The organism is Streptomyces chilikensis (genome assembly GCF_001642695.1).
GTDB classification, from domain to species: domain Bacteria; phylum Actinomycetota; class Actinomycetes; order Streptomycetales; family Streptomycetaceae; genus Streptomyces; species Streptomyces chilikensis.
Genome location: NZ_LWCC02000005.1, coordinates 654,606 through 678,644, shown reverse-complemented (window position 1 = coordinate 678,644; position 24,039 = coordinate 654,606). Strand labels below are relative to the sequence as shown.

General features: G+C 76.6%; 23 protein-coding genes and 3 pseudogenes. 14 read left to right on the top strand and 12 right to left on the bottom strand.

Annotated elements, in window-relative coordinates:
* The 4 genes from rfaE2 to A2U95_RS03125 all read left to right on the top strand — a co-directional run.
* Positions 1-1,224 (top strand): D-glycero-beta-D-manno-heptose 1-phosphate adenylyltransferase (gene rfaE2 / locus A2U95_RS03140; protein ID WP_240957180.1); only part of this gene is annotated, 1,224 nt, incomplete at its 5' end.
* Entirely contained in the window at positions 1,221-2,243 is a 1,023-nt protein-coding gene (locus A2U95_RS03135; RefSeq protein WP_166020144.1) for a glycosyltransferase family 9 protein, read from the top strand. The genes rfaE2 and A2U95_RS03135, both read left to right, overlap by 4 nt.
* A complete protein-coding gene (locus A2U95_RS03130; protein ID WP_240957179.1) occupies positions 2,240-3,130 on the top strand; it encodes a glycosyltransferase family 2 protein in 891 nt (296 codons plus the stop codon). The genes A2U95_RS03135 and A2U95_RS03130 overlap by 4 nt, the downstream gene beginning before the upstream one ends.
* A complete protein-coding gene (locus tag A2U95_RS03125; protein ID WP_166020697.1) occupies positions 3,127-4,050 on the top strand; it encodes a glycosyltransferase family 2 protein in 924 nt (307 codons plus the stop codon). The genes A2U95_RS03130 and A2U95_RS03125 overlap by 4 nt, the downstream gene beginning before the upstream one ends.
* A 22-nt stretch (positions 4,051-4,072) precedes the next feature.
* On the opposite strand, the pseudogene A2U95_RS03120 reads toward A2U95_RS03125, so the two are convergent.
* The 3 genes and pseudogenes from A2U95_RS03120 to A2U95_RS03110 form a co-directional block, all read right to left on the bottom strand.
* A pseudogene (locus A2U95_RS03120) lies at positions 4,073-4,306 on the bottom strand (DUF4396 domain-containing protein); the annotation flags it as partial.
* A 17-nt stretch (positions 4,307-4,323) separates the two neighbouring features.
* Positions 4,324-4,476, bottom strand: a pseudogene (locus A2U95_RS32420) (DUF305 domain-containing protein); the annotation flags it as partial.
* Between the two features lie 85 nt (positions 4,477-4,561).
* Positions 4,562-5,497, bottom strand: a complete 936-nt coding sequence (locus tag A2U95_RS03110) for a polysaccharide pyruvyl transferase family protein (protein ID WP_420856953.1) — start codon at positions 5,495-5,497, stop codon at positions 4,562-4,564.
* A 163-nt stretch (positions 5,498-5,660) separates the two neighbouring features.
* Here A2U95_RS03110 and A2U95_RS03105 point away from each other — a divergent pair, with 163 nt between their 5' ends.
* The gene (locus tag A2U95_RS03105; RefSeq protein ID WP_166020696.1) at positions 5,661-6,749 is read left to right on the top strand and encodes a DUF2382 domain-containing protein; all 1,089 of its coding nucleotides are present in this window, start codon (positions 5,661-5,663) and stop codon (positions 6,747-6,749) included.
* 290 nt (positions 6,750-7,039) lie between these two features.
* On the opposite strand, the gene A2U95_RS03100 is transcribed toward A2U95_RS03105, so the two are convergent.
* The 3 genes from A2U95_RS03100 to A2U95_RS03090 all read right to left on the bottom strand — a co-directional run bounded on the left by A2U95_RS03100 (position 7,040) and on the right by A2U95_RS03090 (position 11,666).
* The gene (locus A2U95_RS03100) at positions 7,040-9,913 is read right to left on the bottom strand and encodes an ATP-binding protein (RefSeq protein WP_420856952.1); all 2,874 of its coding nucleotides are present in this window, start codon (positions 9,911-9,913) and stop codon (positions 7,040-7,042) included.
* Between the two features lie 496 nt (positions 9,914-10,409).
* A complete protein-coding gene (locus A2U95_RS03095; protein WP_166020695.1) occupies positions 10,410-11,072 on the bottom strand; it encodes a hypothetical protein in 663 nt (220 codons plus the stop codon).
* A gap of 366 nt (positions 11,073-11,438) precedes the next feature.
* On the bottom strand, positions 11,439-11,666 hold the full coding sequence (locus A2U95_RS03090; protein WP_166020694.1) for a hypothetical protein: 228 nt from the start codon (positions 11,664-11,666) through the stop codon (positions 11,439-11,441).
* Between the two features lie 335 nt (positions 11,667-12,001).
* Between A2U95_RS03090 and A2U95_RS03085 the strand changes: the two genes are divergently transcribed.
* From A2U95_RS03085 to A2U95_RS03055, 7 genes are all read left to right on the top strand, one after another.
* Positions 12,002-12,283: a hypothetical protein gene (locus A2U95_RS03085; RefSeq protein WP_166020693.1), complete on the top strand. Its 282-nt coding sequence runs from the start codon at positions 12,002-12,004 to the stop codon at positions 12,281-12,283.
* A 59-nt stretch (positions 12,284-12,342) separates the two neighbouring features.
* On the top strand, positions 12,343-12,669 hold the full coding sequence (locus tag A2U95_RS03080) for a helix-turn-helix domain-containing protein (RefSeq protein WP_166024754.1): 327 nt from the start codon (positions 12,343-12,345) through the stop codon (positions 12,667-12,669).
* A gap of 89 nt (positions 12,670-12,758) precedes the next feature.
* Entirely contained in the window at positions 12,759-13,373 is a 615-nt protein-coding gene (locus A2U95_RS03075) for a 2'-5' RNA ligase family protein (protein WP_166020692.1), read from the top strand.
* A 113-nt stretch (positions 13,374-13,486) separates the two neighbouring features.
* On the top strand, positions 13,487-13,975 hold the full coding sequence (gene uraD / locus A2U95_RS03070; protein ID WP_206282937.1) for a 2-oxo-4-hydroxy-4-carboxy-5-ureidoimidazoline decarboxylase: 489 nt from the start codon (positions 13,487-13,489) through the stop codon (positions 13,973-13,975).
* Positions 13,972-14,334: a hydroxyisourate hydrolase gene (gene uraH / locus A2U95_RS03065; RefSeq protein ID WP_166020690.1), complete on the top strand. Its 363-nt coding sequence runs from the start codon at positions 13,972-13,974 to the stop codon at positions 14,332-14,334. Before uraD ends, uraH begins: the two co-directional genes overlap by 4 nt.
* A 4-nt stretch (positions 14,335-14,338) precedes the next feature.
* A complete protein-coding gene (gene pucL / locus A2U95_RS03060) occupies positions 14,339-15,253 on the top strand; it encodes a factor-independent urate hydroxylase (protein WP_166020689.1) in 915 nt (304 codons plus the stop codon).
* Positions 15,254-15,291: 38 nt separating this feature from the next.
* A complete protein-coding gene (locus A2U95_RS03055; protein ID WP_166020688.1) occupies positions 15,292-16,686 on the top strand; it encodes an 8-oxoguanine deaminase in 1,395 nt (464 codons plus the stop codon).
* On the opposite strand, the gene A2U95_RS03050 is transcribed toward A2U95_RS03055, so the two are convergent.
* Both A2U95_RS03050 and A2U95_RS03045 read right to left on the bottom strand, forming a co-directional pair.
* Complete coding sequence (locus A2U95_RS03050; RefSeq protein WP_166020687.1) at positions 16,687-17,283, bottom strand: 3'-5' exonuclease; 597 nt, start codon at positions 17,281-17,283, stop codon at positions 16,687-16,689.
* 142 nt (positions 17,284-17,425) lie between these two features.
* Positions 17,426-18,871, bottom strand: a complete 1,446-nt coding sequence (locus A2U95_RS03045; RefSeq protein WP_240957178.1) for an MFS transporter — start codon at positions 18,869-18,871, stop codon at positions 17,426-17,428.
* Positions 18,872-18,962: 91 nt separating this feature from the next.
* Between A2U95_RS03045 and A2U95_RS03040 the strand changes: the two genes are divergently transcribed.
* Positions 18,963-19,355, top strand: coding sequence for a winged helix-turn-helix transcriptional regulator (locus tag A2U95_RS03040; protein ID WP_166020686.1), 393 nt, complete (start codon positions 18,963-18,965; stop codon positions 19,353-19,355).
* 99 nt (positions 19,356-19,454) lie between these two features.
* Here A2U95_RS03040 and A2U95_RS03035 read toward each other — a convergent pair whose 3' ends face one another.
* Positions 19,455-21,626 (bottom strand): hypothetical protein, encoded by a 2,172-nt coding sequence (locus A2U95_RS03035; RefSeq protein WP_166020685.1) that lies wholly within the window; start codon positions 21,624-21,626, stop codon positions 19,455-19,457.
* A gap of 83 nt (positions 21,627-21,709) precedes the next feature.
* On the opposite strand from A2U95_RS03035, the gene A2U95_RS03030 reads away from it, so the two are divergent.
* Positions 21,710-22,072: a DUF488 domain-containing protein gene (locus tag A2U95_RS03030; protein ID WP_166020684.1), complete on the top strand. Its 363-nt coding sequence runs from the start codon at positions 21,710-21,712 to the stop codon at positions 22,070-22,072.
* Between the two features lie 59 nt (positions 22,073-22,131).
* On the opposite strand, the pseudogene A2U95_RS03025 reads toward A2U95_RS03030, so the two are convergent.
* The 3 genes and pseudogenes from A2U95_RS03025 to A2U95_RS03015 all read right to left on the bottom strand — a co-directional run.
* A pseudogene (locus A2U95_RS03025) lies at positions 22,132-22,487 on the bottom strand (DUF6204 family protein).
* A gap of 132 nt (positions 22,488-22,619) precedes the next feature.
* A complete protein-coding gene (locus tag A2U95_RS03020; RefSeq protein ID WP_166020683.1) occupies positions 22,620-23,264 on the bottom strand; it encodes a hypothetical protein in 645 nt (214 codons plus the stop codon).
* On the bottom strand, positions 23,257-24,039 hold a 783-nt coding region (locus tag A2U95_RS03015; RefSeq protein ID WP_206282808.1), incomplete at its 5' end, for a class I SAM-dependent methyltransferase. The genes A2U95_RS03015 and A2U95_RS03020, both read right to left, overlap by 8 nt.

The following is a 24,039-nucleotide window of genomic DNA, read 5'->3' as shown; positions in this document are numbered from 1 at the left end:
CGGCGGCTGCTGGAACCGCGGGTGCGGGTGATCGCCCTGCCGGTCACCGGCCCGCTGCCGGAGAAGACCCGGCTGCTCGCCCAGCACCGGCCCGTGGCCCGCGTCGACCGGGGCGACGGCCGTGCCGCCGGCGCCACCGACGCGGCCCGCGCCGCGATCCGGTCGGCGCACGCCGTGCTGGTCTCCGACTACGGCCGCGGCGCCGCCGACGCGCTGCGCGACGTCCTGGCCGAGCGGCCGCCCGAGGTGTGGGACCCGCACCCGCGCGGCGCCGTCCCGGTCCCGGGCACGCGGCTGGTCACCCCCGCGGAGAAGGAGGCCCGCCTGTTCGCCGACGGCGGCCCCGGCGACGACCTGCGCACCCTCTCCCGGGGAGCCGCCGCCCTGGTCCGCGCCTGGCGGGCCGCCGCCGTCGTCGTCACCCTCGGTCCGCGCGGCGCCCTGCTCTCCTACGGCGACAACCCGCTCCTCTTCCCCGCCCCGGCCGCCCACCCCGGCGACCCCTGCGGCGCCGGCGACCGGTTCGCCGCCACCGCCGCCGGACGCCTGGCCGACGGCGCGCTCGTCGAGGAGGCGGTGGCCCGGGCCGTCGCCACCGCCACCGAGTTCGTCACCGCCGGCGCCGCCGGGGCGATCGGCTGCGAACCGGCGGGCGGGACCGCGGACCGCCCCCCGCCCCGCGCGCACGTCCGCGTCCACGACCCCCGCGGGACGCTCCCCGCCCGCCTCGGCGCCGAGGACCCCCGCGCCCTCGCGGAGAGGGTCCGCGCCGCCGGGGGGACCGTGGTGGCGGCCGGCGGCTGCTTCGACCTCCTGCACGCCGGCCACGTCGGCCTGCTCGAGGAGGCCCGCCGCCTCGGCGACTGCCTGGTCGTCTGCGTCAACTCCGACACCTCGGTCCGCCGCCGCAAGGGCGACGGACGCCCGGTCAACCCGCTCGCCGACCGGATCCGCGTCCTCAAGGCGCTGGCCTGCGTCGACGCCGTCGCGGTCTTCGACGAGGACACCCCCGAGCGGCTCCTCGCCCGGCTCCGGCCCGACGTGTGGGTCAAGGGCGGCGACTACGCCGGCGCGGACCTGCCCGAGGCGGCCCTGCTGGAGGAATGGGGCGGCCAGGCCGTCCTGCTGCCCTACCTGGACGGCCGCTCCTCCACCCGGCTCGCCGCCCGGGCCGCGGCCGCCGTGGCCGCCGCCCGGGAGGCAGAGGCAGGAGGCGCCCGGTGACCCCCCGTCGCGTCCTGGTGCTGCGCGCCCTGGGCCTCGGCGACCTGCTCGCCGGGATCCCCGCCCTGCGCGCCCTGCGCCGCGCCCACCCGGAAGCCGAGATCGTCCTGGCCGCGCCCGCCCCGCTCGCCGCCGTGGCCGAGGCGTCCGGCGCCGTGGACCGCCTGCTGCCGGCATCCGCGCCGGGCCGGGCCGTGCCCGCCGCCCTCGACTGGACCGGGCCGCCGCCCGACCTCGCCGTCGACCTGCACGGCAACGGCCCGCTCAGCCACCGCCTCCTCGCCGCCCTGCGCCCCGCCCGCCTCCTCGCCTTCGCCCACCCGGACACCCCCCGGATCGCGGGCCCCGAGTGGCACGCGGAGGAGCACGAACGCGAGCGCTGGTGCCGCCTGCTCTCCTGGTACGGCCTCGACGCCGACCCCGCCGACCTCCGGCTGGACCGCCCGCCCGCGGCCTCCTGGGCGCCCGGCGCGGTCGTCCTGCACCCCGGCGCGGGCTCCCCGGCCCGCTGCTGGCCCGCCGACCGCTTCGCCGCCGTCGCCGCCGCGCTGCGGGCGCGCGGTCACCGGGTCGTCGTCACCGGAGGCCCCGGGGAGGACGGCCTGGTGGCCGCCGTCGCCGACCGCGCCGGACTGCCCGGAGACGACCGGTTCGGCGGCGGGCCGCCCTTCCCGCGGCTGTCCGCCCTGGTGGCCGGCGCCCGCGCCGTGATCAGCGGCGACACCGGCCTCGCCCACCTCGCGGCCGCCCACGCCACCCCGTCCGTCACCCTCTTCGGGCCGACCCCGCCCAGCCGGTGGGGGCCGCCCGCCCACCGCCGCCACCAGGTCCTCTGGCACCCCGGCCCGCCCGGCGACCCGCACGCCCGCCGCCCCGACCCGGCCCTGCTGCGGATCACCGCCGACGACGTCCTCGCCGCCTTCGACCGGCTCCCCGCCCCGGCCGGAACGACCGGACGGGCCGCGGCACCCGGTGTGCCCGGTGTGCCCGGTGCGAGCGTGACGACCGGAACGCCGTGAACGTCCAGCCCCCGCCCGCACGCCCCGGCTCCGCCGTCGGCGTGGTGATCGCCACCCGCGACCGCCGGGACAGCCTCGCCCGCACCCTGCGCCGCCTGCGCGCACTGCCCGAACGGCCCACGCTGGTGGTGGTCGACAACGCCTCCCGCGACGGCACCCTCGGGATGATCGCCCGCGACCACCCCGAGGTCAGGGTGGTCGCCCTCGCCGAGAACCAGGGCGCGACCGCCCGCACCCACGGGGTGCGGGCACTCGGCACGCCCTACGTGGCCTTCAGCGACGACGACTCCTGGTGGGCGCCCGGCGCGCTCACCACCGCCGTGCGCCACCTGGAGGCCCACCCCCGGCTCGGCCTCCTCGCCGCCCGCACCCTGGTCGGCCCCAACGGGACCGAGGACCCCGTGAACGACGTGCTCGCCGCCTCCCCGCTGGGCCCGGCCGCCGACCTGCCCGGCACCCAGGTGCTGGGCTTCCTCGGCTGCGCCGCCGTCGTCCGCCGCACCGCCTACCTGGACGCCGGCGGCTACCACCGCGTCCTCTTCTTCGGGGCGGAGGAGACGCTGCTCGCCTACGACCTCGCCGCACGCGGCTGGGGCGTCGCCTACTGCCCCGACGTGGTCGCCCACCACCACCCCGCCACCGCGCCCCGCCCCCACCGCACCGCGCTCCAGCGGCGCAACGAGCTGCTGACCGCCTGGCTGCGCCGCCCCCTTCCCCTCGCCCTGGCCCGCACCGGCGAACTCGCCGCCGAGGCACGGCGGGACGGTCCGGCCCGGCGCGCGCTGCGCGAGGCCCTGCTGCGGCTCCCCGGCGCCCTGCGGGCCCGCTCGCCGCTGCCGCCGCACGTCGAACGCGCCGCCCGGCTGCTGGACGGAGGCCGCGCGTGAACCCCGGCCCGCCGCGTCCCGGCGGACCCGACCCGCGCGTCACCGTCGTGATCATCACGCACAACCGCCGGGACGAACTCCTGCACACCCTCGGCCGGCTGGCCGCCCTTCCCGAACGGCCGCGGGTGATCGTCACCGACAACGCCTCGACCGACGGCACCGCCGCCGCGGTCGCCCTCCACCACCCCGGCGTGCGGCTGCTGCGGCCGGGCCGCAACCTCGGGGCGGTCGGGCGCAACCTCGCGGTGCGCCACGTCACCACGCCCTACGTCGCGTTCTGCGACGACGACACCTGGTGGGAGGCGGGCTCGCTGAGCGGGGCCGCCGACCTCCTCGACCGCTTCCCCGACGTCGGGGCGGTGACGGCGCGCATCCTGGTGGAACCGGGCGGGGCCGAGGACCCCATCGTCGGGGAACTGCGCGACTCGCCCGTCCCGGGACCCGACCGGCTGCCCGGGCCCGCGCTGGGCTCGTTCCTCGCGGCGGCGACGGTGCTGCGCGCCGAGGCGTTCCGGGCGGCGGGCGGCTTCTCGCCCCGGCTCTGGCTGGGCGGGGAGGAGGAACTGCTCGCCGCGGACCTCGCCGCGGCCGGGTGGTGGCTGGTGTACGCGGACTCCCTCACCATCCACCACCGCGCGTCCACGGCACGGGACTCCACGCTGCGGCGCACGCACGGCATCCGCAACACCCTCTGGTTCACCTGGCTGCGGCGCCCCGTCCGCGCGGCGCTGCGGCGCACCCTGCACCTGGCGCGGACCGTGCCGCGGGACGCGGCGTCGGTGCGGGGGTTCGCCCTGGCGGCGGCGGGCCTTCCCTGGGTGCTGCGGGAGCGGCGGGTGCTGCCGGCCCCGGTGGAGTCCCGGCTCGCGCTGCTGGAGGCCTCGCAACGGACCTCGCGGGCCCGCCGGTACACCGGGTGAGGAGCGGGCGCCGGCGGCGTGGTCAGTGGGGACCGTGGACGACCGCGTGGCCCTTGCCACGGCCGATCATCCACTTGTTGAGCGGGGTGGTCACCAGGAACGCCACCCCGAAGCCGCCCAGCAGGGCGCCCCAGAACAGGCCGTCGGACAGATGGGCGTCCATCGCACCGGGGACCAGGGCGATGATCCCGCTGTCGACCGCCTCCATCACCGCGATCGAGACGGTGTCGGCGGCCAGCGCCACCTTGACCGCGGCCCTCGGGCCGAGCCCGGACCGGAGAGGACGGGGATCTCCGGCCCCTGGGCCTTCTTGATCTCCGCGGCGAGGTCCCTCACCTCGTCCGGCCCCGCCCGGCCGGCCGTCTCCACGGCCCGGTGGTGGTGCGGGACCATCCCCCGGGCGAAGGCGACGTCCGCGGAGTTCCGCCCGGCGCGGCGGTGGTTCGGCGGAGTGCTGCCGGTCGTCACGCCATCGTGCGACCACCCGCCGACCGCGCGCGGCGCCCCCGCCTCACCTCTCGTGGTGCAACGCTCCCGGCAGCGCGTCGGCGGGGTCCCGCGGCGCCGAGCCCGCGACGGCCGCCGCGGTGTCGCGGCCCTCGGCCGAGAGGCACCAGTGCAGCCACCGGTCGAGCGCCGCGGGGGACACGTGCTCCCCGGGCACGACCGCCGGCCAGCCCCACACCCGCCCCTGCGCCGACACCTTCGCACCTCCGGCGACGGGGTCCACCGCCACCACCGGGACCCCGGACCGCAGGGCCAGCACCAGCCCGTGCAGCCGGTCCGTCACCACCACGTCCAGCCGCCGCAGCACCGACTCCAGCTGTCCCGGCGTCGAGGCCAGCCGCCAGTCCCGGGCGTCCAGCCGGGTCTCCAGCTCCATCCGCGCGCAGTCCGCCCCGGCCAGCCATTCGGTGACGGCGGCCGCCACCGCCTCGTGCAGCCGCCGCCCGCCGTACTCGTGCTGACCGTGGGTGAGGATCACCCCCACCACCGGCACGGCCTCCTGGACCGGGGCGCGGGCCGCCAGGTCGGGGGCCGCCGCCCCCGCGGCGTCCCGCGCCAGCACCCGGTGGAAACCGCGCACCGCCGCGGACGCCGGGTCGACCACCGAGACCCCGACCGCGATCCGCACGCAGTCCGCGAACCTCCGGTGGAGCTGCTCGATCTGCCACCCGTGCGCCGGCCCGCACACGAAGACCAGGTGGGAGTAGGACGCCGGGTCGGCCCGCTCGAGCGAGAGCGCCCCGGGCCGGAAACCGGGGCTCCAGGCCACGTCGTGGGGCAGTCCCGCCCCGCCGAGCACCTCGCGGACCCGCTCCAGGGCCAGCACGTCCCCGGCGGTGGCCTCCCCGTGCAGGAAGCTGAACCACCCGGTCACCAGGATGCGCCGCACCGGCTCCTCGCCCGAAGGGAGCGCGTGCGCGGCGTCGTCGGTCGTACGCACAGTGCGACCCGGTTCCCCGTTCCGCCCGGGGCCAAGCGTCGTGCGGCCGGGTTTTCCGCCGGATGGGCAGGGAATCGGGCGAGATCGGGGCTGAAAGACCGTTTCATAACTTTTGTGCGCGTCTACCCGTGGGGCGAGCCGAGTGTGGAAGGAGGGTGATGAAATGATCACCCGAGACCAGATCCCCGCCGTCCTCGACCATCCGGTGTACGACGGCACGGGCGCGAAGATCGGCGAGGCCAAGCACGTGTTCCTCGACGACGCGACCGGCCGCCCGGAGTGGGTGAGCGTCAAGACCGGCCTCTTCGGCGGCAACGAGACGTTCGTCCCGATCCGCGACGCCACGGTGGTGGAGGACCACCTCGAGGTGCCGTACACCAAGGACAAGGTCAAGGACGCCCCCGACGTCGTCGTCGACAGCGGCGGTCACCTCTCCCGCGAGGAGGAGCACCGTCTGTACGAGTACTACGGCGTCCAGTGGGACCAGCCGTGGGAGCAGTCCACGGGCCAGGGGCAGGGCCAGGGCCGGACCTCCGCGGCCGGCCGGAGCGGCACGGACGCGGGGACGGCCGGTGCGGCCGGAGCCGCGGGGGCGGCCGGGGGTGTGGCCGGAGGCATCACCGGCAAGGCGTCCGCACGCGGGCGCAAGGCCGGGGACGCCGACGAAACCGGCCGGGCCCAGGCGCGCGCCACCGGCGCGGAGGGCCGCGGCCTCGGCACCGAGGGACGCGGCACGGGCTCCGAGACCCGCGCCCGTGCCGGCGGCGACCTCGGCCGGGAGACGGCCGAGAACGCCATGACGCGTTCCGAGGAGCGCATGCACGTACGGGTCGAGCGTCAGGAGAGCGGCCGGGCCAGGCTGCACAAGTACGTCGACACGGAAGAGGTGCAGCAGAGCGTTCCGCTGCGTTACGAGGAGGTCCGCGTCGTCCGCGAGCCGATCACCGAAGCCAACCGTTCGTCGGCGCTCTCCGGCGAGCCGCTGAAGGAGGCGGAGTACGAGGTGACGCTCCACTCCGAGCGGCCCGTGGTCGAGACCGAGGTGGTCCCGGTCGAGAGGGTCCGGCTCACCACCGAGGAGCGGGTCCAGAACAAGACCGTCACCGGCCGCGTCCGCAAGGAGCGGATCGAGACGGAGGGCTTCGAGGCCACGGGCATGGACGCCTCCTCGTCGCCGTCGTCCGGCGTGGACCCCGGCAACCTCGGCGGCGAGGGCGGCGGCCGAGGCAAGCACCGGAAGGGAGGAAGGTGACAGCCCTTCCCCACCTGGATGGGGGGCGCTGCGGGTCGCTCGTGGTCGTCCGCAACGCCCCCCGGTCTTCGGCCCGTCCGGGGTCCAGGTCAGCCTAGGAGGATGCCCACCCGGCGCACATGAGGGACTGCCCTGCGGGGGCGGACCGAGGGTTTTCCCTCCCTCGGTCCGCCCCTCGCGCGTCCGCCCCGCTCACCGACGCGCGGGGCGGAGCGACCGCTCGCGGGCCGGGCCGCCGCCGGGAGGCGGCGGGCGGGGAGCGGTGGGGTGTGCGGGGGCGGCGGGAGCCGTCAGCCGCCCGCGCGGCCCGCGGTGAGGCGGACGATGTCGACGCGGGAGCGGATGCCCAGCTTCCGGTAGACCCGCGTGAGGGTCGCCTCCACCGTCTTCACGCTCACGAACAGCCGCCCCGCGATCTCCCGGTTGGTGGCCCCCTCCATGACCAGCCCGGCCACCTGCCGCTCCATCGCCGCGAGCCCTTCCAGCGCCGTCGCCCCGGTCCGGTCCCGGCCGTCGCCGGCCGGGGCGGGGGCCGCGTGGGCCGCGTGCGCCACGGCCTCCGCCCGCCGCAGCCACGGCAGCGCCCGGCAGCGCCGGAACAGCCGTGCCGCCTCCTCCAGCGGCGCCGCCCCGTTCCGTCCGGCGGCGTTGCGGACCTCGGCCAGCGCCAGGAGGGTGCGCCCCTCCGAGAGCCGCCGGCCGAGCCGGGCCAGCCGGTCCCGCGACCGCCCCAGGAGGTGCTCCGCCCCGTCCGGATCGCCCTCCGCGGCCAGCGCCAGCGCCTCCGCCCGGTCCAGGACCGCCAGCACGCCCTCCCGGTCCAACCGGGCCGCGCGGACCCGGGTCTCCTCCACCAGCCGCCGCGCCTCGGCGGTCTCCCCGGTACGCACCAGCGCCTCCGCGAGGTCACCGTGCCAGCGGCCCCCGGCCGGGTCGTCCATGCCGACCCCGGCCTCCAGCGTCCGCACCCCGCGCAGCACACGCACCGCGTCCGCCGGGTCGCCCGCGGCCAGCCGCACCTGGCCGAGCGCCGCCAGGGCACGGGCCAGGAAGATCTGGTCGCCGTCGCGCTCCGCCGTCCGCACCGCCTCCTCGGCCAGTTCCCCGGCGCGCGCCGGGTCACCGCCGGCCGCCTCCGCGAGCGCGGCCAGCGCCCCCGCCGCGGCCTCGCCGATCCCGGTGTCACGGGCCAGCCGCAGCGCCTCCCGGGCCAGGTCGAGCGCCCGCCCGCAGTGCCCGGAGCGCAACTCGGTCTCGGCGAGCAGCCGCAGGTACTGCACCTCCGCCTCGACCATGCCGCGCCGCCGCGCGCCGCGCAGCAGGGCGGTGACGGTGGACCGCGCCTCGTCCAGCCGGTCGCCCATCAGCATCCAGCGGCAGTGCACCGCCCCGGCCCCGTTGGGGTCGCAGGCCACCGCCTCGTCCTGCGGGGCGTCGAGGGCGCGCGCGATCGTGGCGGGGGCGTCCGGGTGGCCGCGCAGCACCTCCATGTGGGCCTGGAAGGCCAGCGCGAGCAGTTCGGTCCGGCGGTCCCGGCCCGCGGCGGCCAGCCGCGCGGCGCGCGCCGCCTCCTCGTGGGCGCGGCGGCTGTCGCCCTCCACCAGCAGGGCCTGCCAGGCCAGCTGATGGTGCACCAGGCCCAGCAGGCGGGGATCGTCCCCCGCGTCGGCGAGCGCCTGGGGGAGGGCGGCGTCCACCTCCGCCATCGCCTGGCCGGCCGAGTCGATCACCACCATCCAGGCGCGCACCCGTTCGGCCGCCCCGGTGGCCCGGCCCAGCACGTCGTGGGCGATGTCGCGGGCCAGATCGGTCTCGCCGGCGGTCAGCGCGTCCTCGGCGGCGCGCAGCCGGTGCGTGTCGGGGGAGTGGGCCGTGGGGGAGCGCGGGGACGCCTCCGGGGCGTGGCGCGCGGCCAGCAGGCCCAGGGCGGCCGCCACCGACGGGGCGCCCCGGTCGCGGGCGAGTCCGGCCGCCTCGGAGAGCCGGGCGGCGACCTCCGGATCGGCCCCGGCGGTGGCCAGCGCGAGGTGCCGGGCGCGCTCGATCGGGTCGAACGCCACGCGGGAGAGCGCCGTGTGGACGGCCCGCCGTTCGGGGCCGTCGGCCGCCGCGTACAGCGCGGACGGCACCAGCGGATGGGTGAACCTCACGGTGCGGTTCTCCGGGTCGGCGACCAGCACACCGAGCGCGCAGGCCCGCTCCACGTCCGCCTCGGCGTCCGGCCGTCCCGCGGCGTGCAGCAGCGCCAGCGTGGGGCGGGCACCCGCCGCGGCGACCAGCAGGGTCCGGCGGGTCTCGGCCGGAAGCCGGTCCAGCCGGCCGAGGAGCAGGGCGCTCAGCGAGGTCGGGACCGGCAGCGGCTCTCCCGGCCGGGGCGGTGTCGGGCTCTCGGCCAGCGCGCGGCCGAGTTCCAGCGCGAACATCGGGTTGCCGTCACTGGCCGCGCCGATGGCGCGCACGGTCGAGCGGGGCAGCGACCGGTGGCCGCGACGGGCGAGCAGGACGGAGATCTGCGCGCGCTGCAGCGGGGCCACCCGCAGCGCCTCGGAGTCGTGCGGCAGACCGCGCAGGCAGGTGCCGACGTCCAGCCCGCCGGGGCTCCCGGTGCGCAGCGCGCAGAGCATCCGCACCCGGCTGCCGTTGATCCGCCGGGCGGCGAACCCGAGGAGTTCGGTGCTGGCCCGGTCCAGCCACTGGAGGTCGTCCGCGACCAGCAGCACCGGCCCCTGCGCCGCCAGGGCCCGGAAGGCCGCCAGCACGGCCAGCCGCAGGGCCAGCCCGTGGTGACCGTCCGGCTGCAGCACCGTATCTCCGTGCCCGGTGAGCGCGGCCTCCAGCGCCGTGCGCTGGGCGGCCGGCAGGCGGTCGGCGACCCGGTCCAGGACGGGAGCGAGGAGGTCGGCGATGGCCAGGAAGGGGAGGTGGGACTCCGACTCGGTCGCCGAACAGCGCAGCACCGTCCGCGACTTCCCGGCGTATTCCGCCGCCAGGGCCCGCAGGACCGTCGACTTGCCGATTCCGGCCGGTCCGTGGAGCAGCACACCGCCGCCCCGCTCGAGCCTTCGCCGGGCCGCGGCGAGCAACTCCTCCTGGCCGATGACCTGTTCGTTCGTCCGGTCGGAGCGGCGGCCGGCGAGGTACTGGAAGTCGTGTGGCACGGTCACCGCTCCCCTCGAATGTCGTGTTCCGGCCAATGGTAAGCAACGGCTCCGACGCGTCGGACGGCGTTCGGGCGGGCCTGGTCCCACAACGCCGGGCGTCCGGAGCGTAAGGGAAAGCGGGGAAAAGGAAAGGGCGAACTCAGGCCGAATGCCGTTTTCGGGCAGTGCGCCCGGGGTGGTGTCGCACCCGGCGGCCGGCGCGTCCCGCCGCGTGCCGGCAGGACCGCCTCCCGGGCCGGCGCCCGTGCCTCTGGCGGCGGCCGGAGGCCGCCGGGCGCGCACGCCCGGACGGCGGCCGGGCCTGAACCCGCCCGGGCACGCCAGGAACGCGGCCGGTGGCACCCCGACGCGCCGCCGTGTCCCCTCCGGCGCCCTCCGGCTGCCGGGGGAGGCCGTGCCGCGGAGGTTCACCGCCGCCGCGGAGGCCGCCCGGCCCCGCGGGCCGGGAACGTCCGCGCGGTGACCGCGGCGGCCCGCCCGTGCCCCGTCGGGCCGGGTGTCACCCCTCGGCCAAGGCGTCCGCGGCGTCGTTGACGGCCTGCGGCGTGCCCGTCCGGTCGAGGAGGAAGAGCGGGATCTCCAGCTGCCCGGCGCGCTCCAGGGCCGGCCGGTCGTACCCGGCCAGGGAGAAGTGGACGCCCCGTGCCGACTCGGTCATCGCCGTCAGCCACAGGCACTCCACCTCGCGCGTGGACGAGGGCCCGGTGCCCGGGTCGACGTGGGCGACCAGGCCGCGGGCCGCCAGGCCGATGCCGGACGGCGGCCGCTGGTCGGCCCGGCGCACGTCCGGGTACCCGAGCCACCGCAGGTACAGCGCGGCCGCCGTCACCGCGTCCAGCGGCGTGCGGATGGTCACCGGCTGGAAGGCCGGCCGGCCCGCCGAAGGGCCGGTCGCGCCCTCCGCGCTCAGCACCGGGAGCCGCAGCACCACCCCGCAGGGACAGCCCAGTTCGGGCCACGGCCACTGCGTGCGCAGGCAACAGCGGGGGCAGGGCACGGTCACCCAGCTCTCCTGCCAGACCCGCCGGGTCAGCTGCGCCGGTTCGCCCGAGACGTCCAGCGCAGGGGCCACGGGCGTACCGCAGGCGCAGGGGAACGCCGGTACCCGGTAGACGTGCTCGCGCCGGCAGGCCGGGCAACGCACCGGAACCTTCTCGGACATGGCCACTCCAGGACGTGATGCGGTCGGACTCCCATGGTGCTCCCGGCGGAGGCCGTTTGTCCGTCCCTTGACGCCCTTTCGGCTCCGCTCCTCCGCCGGCCCCGCACGGCGGAAGGGCGTTCGCGCACCGCGGGAAGGACGTCCCGGCTCCCGGCGGGCTCCGGCTCCGGTCCGGTCCCGTCCGGCAGAGAGGCGCGCCGGACGGCCGGTGGCCGCCCGCGCGGCCCGGCCCTCCGCCCCGCGTGCGGCCGCCGCCGTCGGGATGGCCGGAACGAGGTCCGCCGCCCCCGTGCCGGCGGACCTCGTGCGGACAACAATGAGCCCTGGAGTCAAGCCGGTTGAAGGGCGGGGGGCGCTTTCAGAGCTTCATTTGAGGTTGGGGTGCTCCTCCAGCCCGGGCCACTCGCCGGGGCCCCCGCCCTGCCAGTCGATCCGGTCGCCGGTCTCCACGTCGCCCACGTCGAGGTCGGCCAGCCGGAGGATCTCGCGGACGTCGTCCAGGTGGGAGGCGACGCCCAGCGGCTCGTCGTCCAGGGTGACCCGGCGGGAGCCGTCGAGGCCCGGCGGGTGCACCACGATGTCAGGTCCGTTCATGTCCCCAGGCTGCTGCGGGCGGGCCGGACGCGCACCTCGGGCGGGCCGTGGTCCGCCCCCACGGCGCCACGACCGGACCTCCGCGCCGGACATCCGTTCCACCGCACGCGGCGGCGGCACCGGCGGTCCGGTCCGCCGATCCAGGCGCACGGGCCCGACCGCCGGCCCCTGCGACCGCGGCGGCACCGTCGGTGACGGAGGCGGGTGCGGCGTCCCCTCCCGCGTCCGGCCGGCCGCCCGGCCCGTGGGCCCGGGATCCGGCGGCGGTCGGTTAGAGTCGCCGCCGGGCCGGGCGGAAGGGCCGGCCCGGTGCTCTGGGTGCGCTGGGGGCGGGAATGCGTTTGCGGGTGGAGTTCACGACCGAGCCGTTCGACCTCGACGAGGTCCCCGGCCACGCGGTCGCGTCCCGGGAGGTCGTCGAGGCCGCGGAAGGGCTGGACTCCGTGGACGTCGGACCCTTCGGCAACACCGCCGAGGGCGGCGCGGACGCCGTGCTCGCCGCCGTCGACGCCGTGCTGCGCCGCTCCCTGGCGGCCGGGGCCACGCGGGTCACCCTCCAGGTCAACGTCGTCGGCGGAGCCACAGGGGCCGGGACGGCGGACGGGGCCGCGGGGTGAGCGCCGGGAGGGGCGCGGCCGAGGACTTCGTCGTCGCGCTGAGGCCGCTGGCGGACGCCATGGGCGCCGCGCTGCTGCCGCCGGAGGAGGCCGGCCCCGACGACGTGGTGCTGCGCTGGGGCGGGGCGGACGCGGTCGCCGTGCGGCTGCCGCAGCTCGCCGAGTCGCTGGACCACGTCCTGGCCGCGATGGAACGCGCCGCGGGCAGACCGCTCGCCGAACTCGACCGCAAGGCCAAGCAGGACGCGGTCCGCGCCCTGGAGGCCCGTGGTGCCTTCGCCGTCCGGCACGGCGTCGAGACGGTCGCGACCGCGCTGGGCGTCAGCCGGTTCACCGTCTACAACTATCTCAACCGGGCCAACGAGGAGCGCCGCGGCGTCCGGTGAGCGCCGGCGGCGGCCGCCCCCGGCGGACCCCACACCGCCCGGGGCCGCACGCCGCCCGAGCCGCCCGCCCGGCGGCTAGGGTGACACGCGTGCGGGAGACGACGGGGACCGGGACGGCGGGGAGCGGGACGGCGGAGGCGGACGCGGTCGCCGCGGGCGGCGAGGACGAGGCGTGGCCCGTCGCCGCCGGGACGACCTCGCTGAGCGTCGCGCTGCCCGTCCTGGACCGCCTGGTGGCCCCCTGGCGGCGCGACTGGGACACCGCCGCGCGCCACGGCGGCACCGCCCACGCGACGGTCCTCTTCCCGTTCCTGCACCGTGAGCGGGTGGACCGCGAGGTGCGCGCCGCCCTCGCCGAGGAGTTCGCGGCGCACCCTCCCTTCGAGCTCCGGTTCGCCGGATGCCGGCGTTTCCCCGGGGTCCTCTGGCTGCGTCCCGAACCGGACGCCCCGCTGCGGGCGCTCACCGCCGCCGTCACCGCGCGCTGGCCGGGGCGGACCCCGTACGGAGGCCTGTTCGGGGACCTCGACCCCCACGTCACCGTCGCCAACACCGGCGACGCCGGACAGCACGACCTCATCGAGGCGGCGCTCGCCCCCTGCCTGCCGCTGGCCGAGCGGGTGGCGGCCGTCGACCTGGTGGTCTTCGACGGCCGCCGCTGGCGGGAGTGGGTCCGGTTCCCCCTGGGCCGGGCGGACGGCTGACCGGCTCACCTTCAACAAAATGTTGACGCCCGGCGGCCCGGTGGGGTTGGCTGCCGGATGTGACAGCGAGTACCCCGACGCCGCCCGCCCCCGGCCTCGCCCGGTTCAACGCGATGGACGAGGACGCCGCCCGGGCCGTCCTGCGCGGGATCTGCGCCTCCGGGGCCTGGGCGGAACACCTGCTCGGCCGCCGTCCCTACGCCGGCCCCGAGGCGCTGTACGCCGCCAACGACGCGGCCACGGCGGCCCTGACCGCCGCCGGCCTCGCGGAGGCGATGGCCGGGCACCCGCCGATCGGCCGGCCCGAGCCGGGCGACCCGGTCTCCGCGCGGGAGCAGCGCGGGATGGCCGGGGCGCCGGAGGCGCTCAGGGCCGAGATGCTGGAGCTCAACCTGGCCTACCAGGAGAGGTTCGGCCACGTGTTCCTGATCTGCGCCACCGGGCGCACCGCCGAGGAGATGCGGGACGCCGCCCGCGCCCGCCTCGGCAACACGCCGGAGGCCGAACGCGAGGCCGTCCGCACCGAACTCGGCAGGATCAACCGCATCCGTCTCGCCCGCCTCGTCGAGGAGGGCCCGCCCGAGGAGGACGCACGCCCATGACGTCCGGCGACACCACCGCCACCGTGTCCACGCACGTCCTCGACACCAGCCTCGGCCGCCCCGCCGCCGGGGTGGCCGTCGCCGTGTCGGCCCGCACCGGCCCGGAGGAGCCCTGGCGGGTGCTGGGAGGGTCCGCCACCGACGCGGACGGCCGCTGCCAGGACCTGCCCGCCCCGCCTCCCGGCGCCACCCACGTCCGGCTCGTCTTCGACGTCGGGCCGTACCACGCGGGCGCGCGCCGCGAGGGCGCCGCGTTCTTCCCCGAGGTGGCGGTCGCCTTCGCCGTCGAGGCCGGCGAGCACTACCACGTCCCGTTGCTCCTCAACCCGTTCGGCTACTCCGTATACCGAGGGAGCTAGCACCATGAGCGAGAACCCCGCCCGCACCGCACGGCTCGGCCAGAACCAGTACGGCAAGGCCGAGACCCGCGTCGTCCGGATCACCCGCGACGGCGACCGTCACCACATCAAGGACCTCAACGTCTCCGTCGCGCTCTCCGGCGACATGGACGACGTCCACCACTCCGGCTCGAACGCCAACGTGCTGCCCACCGACACCACCAAGAACACGGTCTACGCCTTCGCCAAGGAGCACGGCATCAGCTCTCCGGAGGAGTTCGGGCTGCTGCTGGCGCGGCACTTCGTCACCTCCCAGGAACCCATCCGCCGGGCGCGGATCAGGATCGAGGAGTACTCCTGGGAGCGCATCGGCGGACCCGGGACCCAGCACTCCTTCGCCCGTACCGGCGGGGGCACCCGGGTCGCCCAGGTGGTCCACGACGGGGAGGGGACCGAGGTGGTCGCCGGGCTGAAGGACCTGACCGTCCTCAACTCGACCGACTCCGAGTTCTGGGGCTACCGCAAGGACCGGTACACCACCCTGCCCGAGGCCCACGACCGGATCCTGGCCACCGACGTCTCCACCCGCTGGCGGTACTCCTGGGCGGACGCCGAGGGGGAGACCGCGCCCGACTGGGACGCCTCCTACCGGGAGACCCGGCGCCACCTGCTGGACGCGTTCGCGCAGACCTACTCCTTCTCCCTCCAGCAGACGCTCTACGGGATGGGCTCCCGGGTGATCGAGAACCGCCCGGAGATCGACGAGATACGCCTCTCCCTGCCCAACAAGCACCACTTCCTCGTCGACCTCTCGCCGTTCGGGCTGGAGAACGACAACGAGGTGTACTTCGCCGCCGACCGCCCCTACGGCCTGATCGAGGCTACCGTCCTGCGCGACGGAGCCGAGGCCAGGATCCCGGCCGAACTCACCAACCTCTGAAACCCCCGACCCACCGCACACCCCCCGGAGACAGACCCATGGCGTCCGCAGCCCAGCAGCCGGCCCGCACCATCATCGAGAACTGCGCCGTCGCGACCGTCGACGCCCACGGCACGGAGTACGCCTCGGGCCATGTGGTCGTGGCCGGCCAGGTGATCGAATCGGTGGGGGAGGGGAAGGCGCCCGAGGGGCTGGAGAACGTGGTCCGCCGGGTCGACGGCACCGGGCACCTGGTCACCCCGGGCCTGGTCAACACCCATCACCACTTCTACCAGTGGCTCACCCGCGGCCTGGCCACCGACCACAACCTCTTCGACTGGCTGGTCGCGCTGTACCCGACCTGGGCGCGGATCGACGAGCCGATGGTGCGCGCCGCCGCGCAGGGCTCGCTGGCGATGATGGCACGGGGCGGCGTCACCACCGCCATGGACCACCACTACGTCTTCCCCCGCGGCACCGGCGACCTGTCGGCCGCGATCATCGACGCCGCCCGCGGGACGGGCGTCCGCTTCACGCTGGCCCGCGGCTCCATGGACCGGGGCGAGTCGGACGGAGGACTGCCGCCGGACTTCGCGGTGGAGAGCCTGGACGGGGCGCTCACCGCGACCGAGGAGACGGTCGCCGCCCACCACGACGCCTCGTTCGGGTCGATGACCCAGGTCGCCGTCGCGCCCTGCTCCCCGTTCTCCGTCTCCACCGACCTCATGCGGCAGGGAGCCGAGCTGGCGCGCCGGCTCGGGGTCCGGCTGCACACCCACGGGTCGGAGACGGTGGAGGAGGAGAAGTTCTGCCACGAACTCTTCGGCATGGGCCCCACCGACTACTTCGAGTCCACCGGCTGGCTCGGCGAGGACGTCTGGATGGCGCACTGCGTGCACATGAACGACGCCGACATCGCCGCCTTCGCCCGCACCGGGACCGGCGTGGCCCACTGCCCCTCCTCCAACGCCCGCCTGGCCGCCGGGATCGCCCGGGTGCCCGACATGCTCGCCGCCGGGGTGCCGGTGGGCCTCGGGGTCGACGGAACCGCCTCCAACGAGTCCGGGGAACTGCACACCGAACTCCGCAACGCCCTCCTGGTCAACCGCCTCGGCCGGCACCGCGAGGCGGCCCTCACCGCCCGCCAGGCGCTCCGGCTGGGCACCCACGGCGGCGCCCGGGTGCTGGGCCGGGAGGCGGAGATCGGCTCCCTCGAGCCCGGCAAGCTCGCCGACCTGGTGCTGTGGAGGATGGACACCCTGGCCCACGCCTCGATCGCCGACCCGGTGGCCGCGCTGGTGCTCGGGGCGGCGGCGCCGGTGACGCTGTCGCTGGTGGGCGGCGTCCCGGTGGTGGAGAACGGGCGGCTGCTCACCGTCGACGAGGACGCCGTGGCCCGCTCCACCCGGGACGAGGCGCGGCGGCTGGCCCGGCTGGCGGCGGGGGAGGACTGATCAGGAGGCGGGGCCTTCCCACCGCATGAGGTTGGCGAAGAGCTCCGCCTGCTCGACGGCGTCGTCCAGCGCGTGGTGGGTGTGCCGGCGCCGCGACAGGAGGTACCGGGGCATGGTCCCCTTGGCGACCGCCCGCAGCGGCGTGCCGGCCTTCGTCGCGTACAGCGTCTTCATGTCCATGCAGCCGGAGTGGCCGAACGGGCTGCCGCCGGTGAAGCGGACGAGGTACCAGTACAGGAACATCCAGTCGAAGGCGACCGGATAGCCGCAGACCACCGGCTGGGAGCCCGCGGAGACCTCGCCCACCCAGGCGGTGAACCCGGCCATGGCGGTCGCGGGGTCCGTGCCCTCCCGGCACAGCCGCTCCCGGTCCAGGCCGCTCACCGCGAGCGCCTGGGCGTCGAACTCCTCGGAGATCGGGCGCAGTTCGCGGTAGAACGTGTGCTCCTCGGGATCGGCGGCGGTGAAGCCGTCGGCGTCCTGCCGGCCGGCCACGGCGGCGCCGAGGCTGATCATCGAGTAGGGGCCGGGGATCGGGCCGTCCGCCTCGATGTCCACGGAGACGTAGAGGCTGGATCTGACGCGTCGCGGGCTCATGGGTGAAGCGTTCCAGGGCCGGCCGGGCGGCGGTACCGGATATCGCCCGTGCGCCGCACCGCTCCCTCCCCGCCCGTGCGCCGGCGCGACGCACGGGCGGGGAGGGAGCCCCGGGCCGGTCCCGGCCCCTCGCCGACGTCGTTCAGCCGTCCGCACGCCCCGGCCGGAGGGTCGCCGCCGCCAGGGCGAGGGCCGCCGCCCCCAGGCCCGCGGCCACCGCGAACGCCAGCCGGTAGCCGTCCGCCGTGGCGGCGACCAAGGGCACGCCCTCGCCCAGCAGTCCCTGCGTGCGGCCCGCCGCCAGAGTGGTGAGCACCGCCAGCCCCAGCGAACCACCCACCACCTGCGTGGTGTTGAACAGTCCGGACGCCAGGCCGGCGTCCTCCTCCGTCACCCCCGCCATGGCCAGACCGGTCAGCGCCGGCATGGCCACCGCGAACCCCGCCGACAGCATCAGCAGCGGCGTCAGCACGTCGGCCGCGTACGACCCGTCCGCCGGAGCCCGGCCGAGCAGGGCCATGCCGGCCGTGGCCAGGGCCAGCCCCGCCAGCAGCACCCGGTAGGGCCCGAACCGGCCCACCAGGCGCGCGGCCAGGCCCAGCGTCAGCGCGCCGATCAGCAGCGGGGCCGGCAGGAAGGCGAACGAGGTGGACAACTCGTCGTAACCGAGCACGCGTTGCAGGTACAGGGTGCCGATGTACTGGAAGCCGTACATGGTGCCCAGCATCAGGACCTGCGTGCCGTTGGCCCCGCTGAGGGTGCGCGAGCGCAGGACGCCCAGCCGCAGCAGCGGATGGGCCGCCCGGCTCTGGCGCAGGGCGAACCCGCCGAGCAGCGCCACCGCCACCGCCGCCAGGACGAGCGTGGCGCCCGGTGTACGCCCACCGGAGCCGATGATCGCGTAGACGCCGGTCATCAGCGCCCCGGTGACCAGCACCGCACCCGCCCAGTCGGCGGAACGGACCGGTGCGGCGGGCCGGTCGGCGGGCAGCACCCGCACCGCCGCGAACCAGGCGACGGCCCCGACGGGCAGGTTGATCAGGAAGATCCAGTGCCATCCGGCGGCCTGGGTGAGCGCCCCGCCGAGGAAGGTGCCCAGCGCCGCCCCGGCCGCGCCCACGGCGCTGAAGACCGCGATGGCGCGGGCCTGTTCGCGCGGTTCCGGGTACAGGGCGACGATCATGCCGAGCACCACCGCCGTGGTCATCGCCCCGCCGACGCCCTGGAGGGCACGCGCCGCGACCAGCAGCGCTGGGCCGCCCGCCACGCCGCACAGCACCGACGCCACCGTGAAGACGGCCAGTCCCGAGGTGAACATCCGCTTGCGGCCCAGCAGGTCGCCCAGCCGGCCGGCCAGGAGCAGCAGCCCGCCGAACGGGATCAGATAGGCGTTGACCACCCAGGCGAGCCCCGGCGCGGAGAACCCGAGATCGCGCTGGACCGCGGGCATGGCCACCGTGACGATGTTGCCGTCGAGGATGGTCATCAGCGCGCCCGCGCAGAGGACCAGCAGCGACAGCGGACGCGAACGGGCGCTCCGCGCGGACAGGTCGGTGTCCTCGTGGGACGAAGGCTTGAGCAGCGACATGACGGCGACTCCCCGCGCGGTCCATGGCGCACGACTTGTAACGGAGTACATCGTGGGTGACCATGGAGGTCCGGCGTAAGGAGGCACTTTCATGTCCCAGCGGAACACCGGTGTTACCTCGCAGGCAGTGACCGCGGAGGCCTGCCCGGTGCAGGAGGTGCTGGACCGGGTCTCCGGCAAGTGGAGCGTCGGCATCCTGGTCGCGGCCGCCAAAGGACCCATCCGCTTCACCGCGTTGGAGCGCGCCGTCACGGGCATCAGCCGCCGCATGCTCACGCTGACGCTGCGCAACCTGGAGCGCGACGGGCTGCTCACCCGCACCGTCCACCCGACGGTCCCGCCCCGGGTGGAGTACGAGATCACCCCGGTGGCCCGGGAGCTGTACGAGACCCTGCTGCGGCTCACCGACTGGGCGGAACGCCACCGCACCACGATCGCCCGGGCCAGGGTCGCCTACGACGCGGAACGCGCCCCGAGCGCGTGAGGGCATGAGGAACGGCGAGGAAAGCGACGGGACTAGCGGTCAGTTGGAGTCTGAGAAGGAAGCCCCGTCATGGCCTCGCCGTGCCCGTCACCCTAGCAGCTACGCCGGGACCAGGTCGCGGAGATTCTCCGGGGTGATCACGCGCGCCTCGGGGTGCAGTCCCTCCGGCCGTGCCAGGCCGACGAAGGTGACCGGGCCGTCCGGCGCCGTCCCCCCGTCCCACGGGACCACCGTCACACCGTTGTCGGCGAGCAGCCCGGTCAGGTGGCGCACGGTGAGGGACCTGCGCTCGACCACGCCGCGCACCAGCATGCCCGCCGAGACCCGGTGCCCGGCGGCCTGGTTGGCCTCCGGGTGGCCCTTGAGGTGGACGTGCATCCACCTGGCGTACCAGCCGCCGTGCCCGTCGTGCGCGAAGACCAGCGGCAGCGCGACCCGGCCGGGACCCCGCAGTTCCGACTTCATCCGGACCGTGCGGGGCTCGAAGGGCGCCCCCGCCTGCGCGGCGTCGCGCAGCATGAAGCCGAAGAAGGACTCCGCCACCTGCCCGAAGTCCTCACCGCTGTAGACGTGGACCATCGGCACGACGAACTTCGCCTCGAGCGAGGCGAGCCGGAGGTCGATGAACTCCGAGGCGCCCTCGGGCGCGTCGGTGACGTCCCCCGAGTGGGCGCCGCCGACGGCGGTCAGCGCGGTCCAGTCGAGCCAGGTCAGCGTCCGGTAGTCCTCGTCCAGGAGCAGCGCGGCCAGGTCGTGGTCGGTCCGCCGCTCCGTCTGCCTCCAGTACGTGAAGAACCGCAGCAGCTCCCCGTCGACCGCCGACGTCGAGCCGCGTGGCAGCACGCCCAGGCCCGGGGAGACGTCCTTCCCGCTCAGCGGCAGCGCGACGTCGAGCACGGCCGGGTCCACCACCACCGTGCCCGTCCGCGGAAGGCGGCGCCGCAACTCCGCGTCGGCCAGGGCGGCGAGCCGCTCCCGGGTCCCCCGGGGCATCGCGGGCCGGGTGTCGGCCGTCGCCCAGGCACGTCCGGACCGGTTGAGGAACACCCGCCGCCCACCGGGCCGGCCGGTCCGGTTCTCCAAGTGCTCGCGCACGGAGAGCAGGACCCGCCCCGAGACCTCGGGCGCGACCCGTACGGCGGCGTCGAGCACCGCCTCACGCTCCGCCTCCCCGCCGGCGGCCAGCACCAGCCGGTCGAGCGCCCGGTACAGGCGGCCCGGCGCGGAGGCCAGCAGCCCCGCCGCCCCGGCCGCGTCGCCGTCGGCCAGCAGCCTCTCGACGCGGCTCTCGAAGGTCGGGGCCTTCCGCTCCCCGCGCGCCACCGCGAACACCTCCGCCGCGTGCGGCCACCGCGGGTGCTCGTGCGGGTGGAGCCGCTCCCCGAGCCGCTTCCACCGCTCACGGTGCCGGTGCACGTCGGCGAGCTTCGCGGGGGAGTCCGCGACCACCCGGTCCAGCCCGGCGAGCAGGGCGCGGCGCAGCGGCCGCCGCAGGGAGCGGAACCGCACCGGCTCCTGCAGGGTGACCGACGCGCCGGAGAGGGCGCAGGCCACCCGCAGCACGTCCGTGACGGTGTCCAGCAGGAGCTCCTCGCCCGCGGCGGCCCGGACGGCGTTGATCACCGCACGGTTCTCACGGACCGGGATCGCCTCCGGCTGCGGCCCGCGCGAGCAGCGCCCGGCGAGCAGCCGCAGGTCCTCCAGCCCGTCCTCGCCGAGCGGGACGGGCGAGGCGGCCAGCGACAGGTAGAGCGCGGAGAGCTCCTCCTCCAGGCGTCCGCCGAGGTGGATCACGGTGATCCGGTCACCGGCGGCGGCGATCAGCTCGTCGTGGGCGGCCGCCATCTCCTCGTAGGTGTGCCGGTACGTGCCGTAGGACGGCAGGCTGAGCAGGTTCAGCACGCCGTCGCGGAGCTGGGCGAGCACGCCGGGCCGGGACCGGTCGCCGGCGAGCGCCTCGGTCAGGCAGCGGTGCCAGAACTCCACGGTGTCGGGCACGCCGGCCGGGAAGTCCTTGAAGTACACGTTGTGACGCACGTGATCGCCCACCAGTTCGCGAACGGTGGCCAGGGTGCGCCCCGCCATCGGCTCCAGCACCCCGGGGTCCAGCGCGGCCAGGTGCCGCCGCAGCTCGCCGGAGAGCGTGAAGCCGGCGGACAGCAAAGCGGAGTCGAGCTGCCGGACCACGGCGGCGCCGTCACCCGGCCGGCCGACGGGAGCGGGCAGACGGAACGCGCGGCGCAGGACCATCTGTTCGAGAAGGGGACGCATGCCGGGATGATCCCAGTGCCGCCCCGCCCGGCGCACCGGCATTTCCGACTGGCGGCACCGGCACGGGCCGCCACAGTGGAACCATGGACAGGCAGATCACCCAGCACCGGGTCTACGACGTCTCCCCCGACGACGGAGCGCGGATCCTCGTCGACCGCATCTGGCCGCGCGGCCTCGGCAAGGAGGACGCCCGTCTGGACGCGTGGCTGCGCGAGGTCGCTCCCACCGACGCGCTGCGCCGGTGGTACGGGCACGATCCCGGGCGGTACGCGCAGTTCCGCGGCCGCTACCTCGCCGAACTCGAGGACGACGCGCACCGGGAGGCGGCGGAACGGCTGCGTGCCCTGGCCGACGCGGGGCCGGTGACCCTCCTGACGGCGACGCGCGACCCGGCGGTCAGCCACACGGCGGTCCTCGCCGAGTGGCTGACCGGGGACGGCGGCTGAGGCGCCCGGGCCGCGGCGCGGGACGGCCGGTCCCGCTGCCGGCCGGCCTCCGCGTGCCCTCAGCCCTGCTGCCGGGCGGTCTGCCGCTGCCGCTTGCCCAGGGGCGCCCGGGAGAGGTCCTCGGCCTGGGAGCGGAGGTGCTTGTATCCGTGGCCGCGGCCGGTCAGCCAGGCCTCGCGGCCTCCTCGGCGTGCTCGGAGGCCTCCAGGACGTCCTCCTCCGCCTCGCCGGAGGCCAGGAGACGGAAGGTGAAGGCGGGCCGCGCGGCCACGTCGTGGCTGAGGTGCCCCTCGCGCGTGAACGCGGCGCGCAGCATGTCGTGCTCCGCGGCACGGGCCCGGAGCTCCGCCCGCTGACCGGTGTCCAGCCCGTCGAGGACGCCGCGGACGGTGATGCGGAAGGTGCGCGTGCTCATCCCGCGACCCTGACCGGGCGGGCCGGGGCGCTCCACGCGGTTCTCCGGGAGCGGAGGCAGGGGCGTGCGGCACGCGGGTGCCGCAGCGTACGCCGCGGCGGTGCGGGCGGGGGCGGCGCGCCCGGCGGCCGGCTAGCGGCGCCGGGGGGAGGCGAGCAGGTACCGGACGCCGGTGCGGGGCTCGGTGTACGCGCCCGCGTGCCAGCCGGAGGAGTCCAGTGCCTCCTCGCAGGCGCGCAGCAGCCCGGCGTCGGCCGCCCGCACCGCCACCGCCTCCGGCTGCGGGGTGGGTTCGACGCGGTAGCCCTCGGCGCGCGGCCCGGCCGGGCGGCAGCCGGCGGCCTCCAGGACGATCGCCGCCGCCTGGAGCAGGTGCGAGCGTTCCCAGCCGCAGGGGCGGTCCAGGGCGGCGTCCGGGTTGGTCATCCGGCGCAGTTCCACCAGTCCCTGCCAGGCACCGCGTACCTCCGCGGTGCGCGGCGGGTCGTCGCTCTCCCCGCCGAGCCGGGCCGTGAACACGCCCGCCCGGGGGTCCTCGGGCTGCGGCTGCGGCTGCGGACGCGTCTCGGGCTCCGCCGCGGCCCGGTCCCGCAGCCGGCGGCCCGCCGGGGTGAGGTAACAGTCGTGCGGCGGCCGCGGATGACGGAACGCCAGGCCGAGCCGGACCAGCGCCGCCAGCTGGGCGGAGGCGCCCTTGAGCCGTCCCGTCGCGGGGTCGGCGGCCTCGATCACCCGCCGCTGCGCCGCCGTCGGACCGGCGGCGGTGCCCTCAGCCACGCTCCGGCCTCCGCGCCTCGATCAGGAAGCGCTGCGCGTACGCGACGAAGGGGCCGTGCCGCTCCATGAAGTCGTGCAGGACGGCCAGCCGGTCGCGGTACTCCCCGGCGGTGAAACCGGGCACGATCCAGATCACCTTGCGCAGGAAGTGCACCACCGCGGCGATGTCGTGGAACTCCATCCGCAGCGCCTCCTGGCGCAGGTCGAGCACCTCCAGGCCGGCCGCCTCCGCGACGGCCACCGCGGTCGTCGGAGCGCTCCCGGACCGGGTGGCCAGGGGGTCCGGCGCGGCGGCCGCGGCCGCGGCGCGCGTCCCCGGCCGTCCCTCGCGCAGGAACTCGGCCAGTTCGCGCACCGTCGCGGCCCCCACCTGCTGCGACAGGTACGTCCCGCCGGGCCGCAGCACCCGGCGCACCTCGTCCCAGCGGGTGACCACCGGATGCCGGCTCACCACCAGGTCGAAGAGGCCGTCCCGGAAGGGCAGCCCGTCGCTCTCGCCGACCTGCACCACCTTCCCGCCGAGCGGTGCCAGCGTGCGGCGCGCGATCGCCACGTTCGGCGGCCACGCCTCGGTGGCGGCCAGCAGCGGGGGAGCCCGGTGGACGGTGGCGGTGACCTCCCCGCCGCCGGTCTGCACGTCGAGCGCCGCCCCGGCCCGCGCCATCCGCTCGTCCAGCAGCCGGGCGTAGCCCCAGGAGGGCCGCTCCTCCGTGGCCCGGCCCTCGAACCAGGAGAAGTCCCAGCCGTCCGTCGGCACGGAGGATCCCTCGGCCAG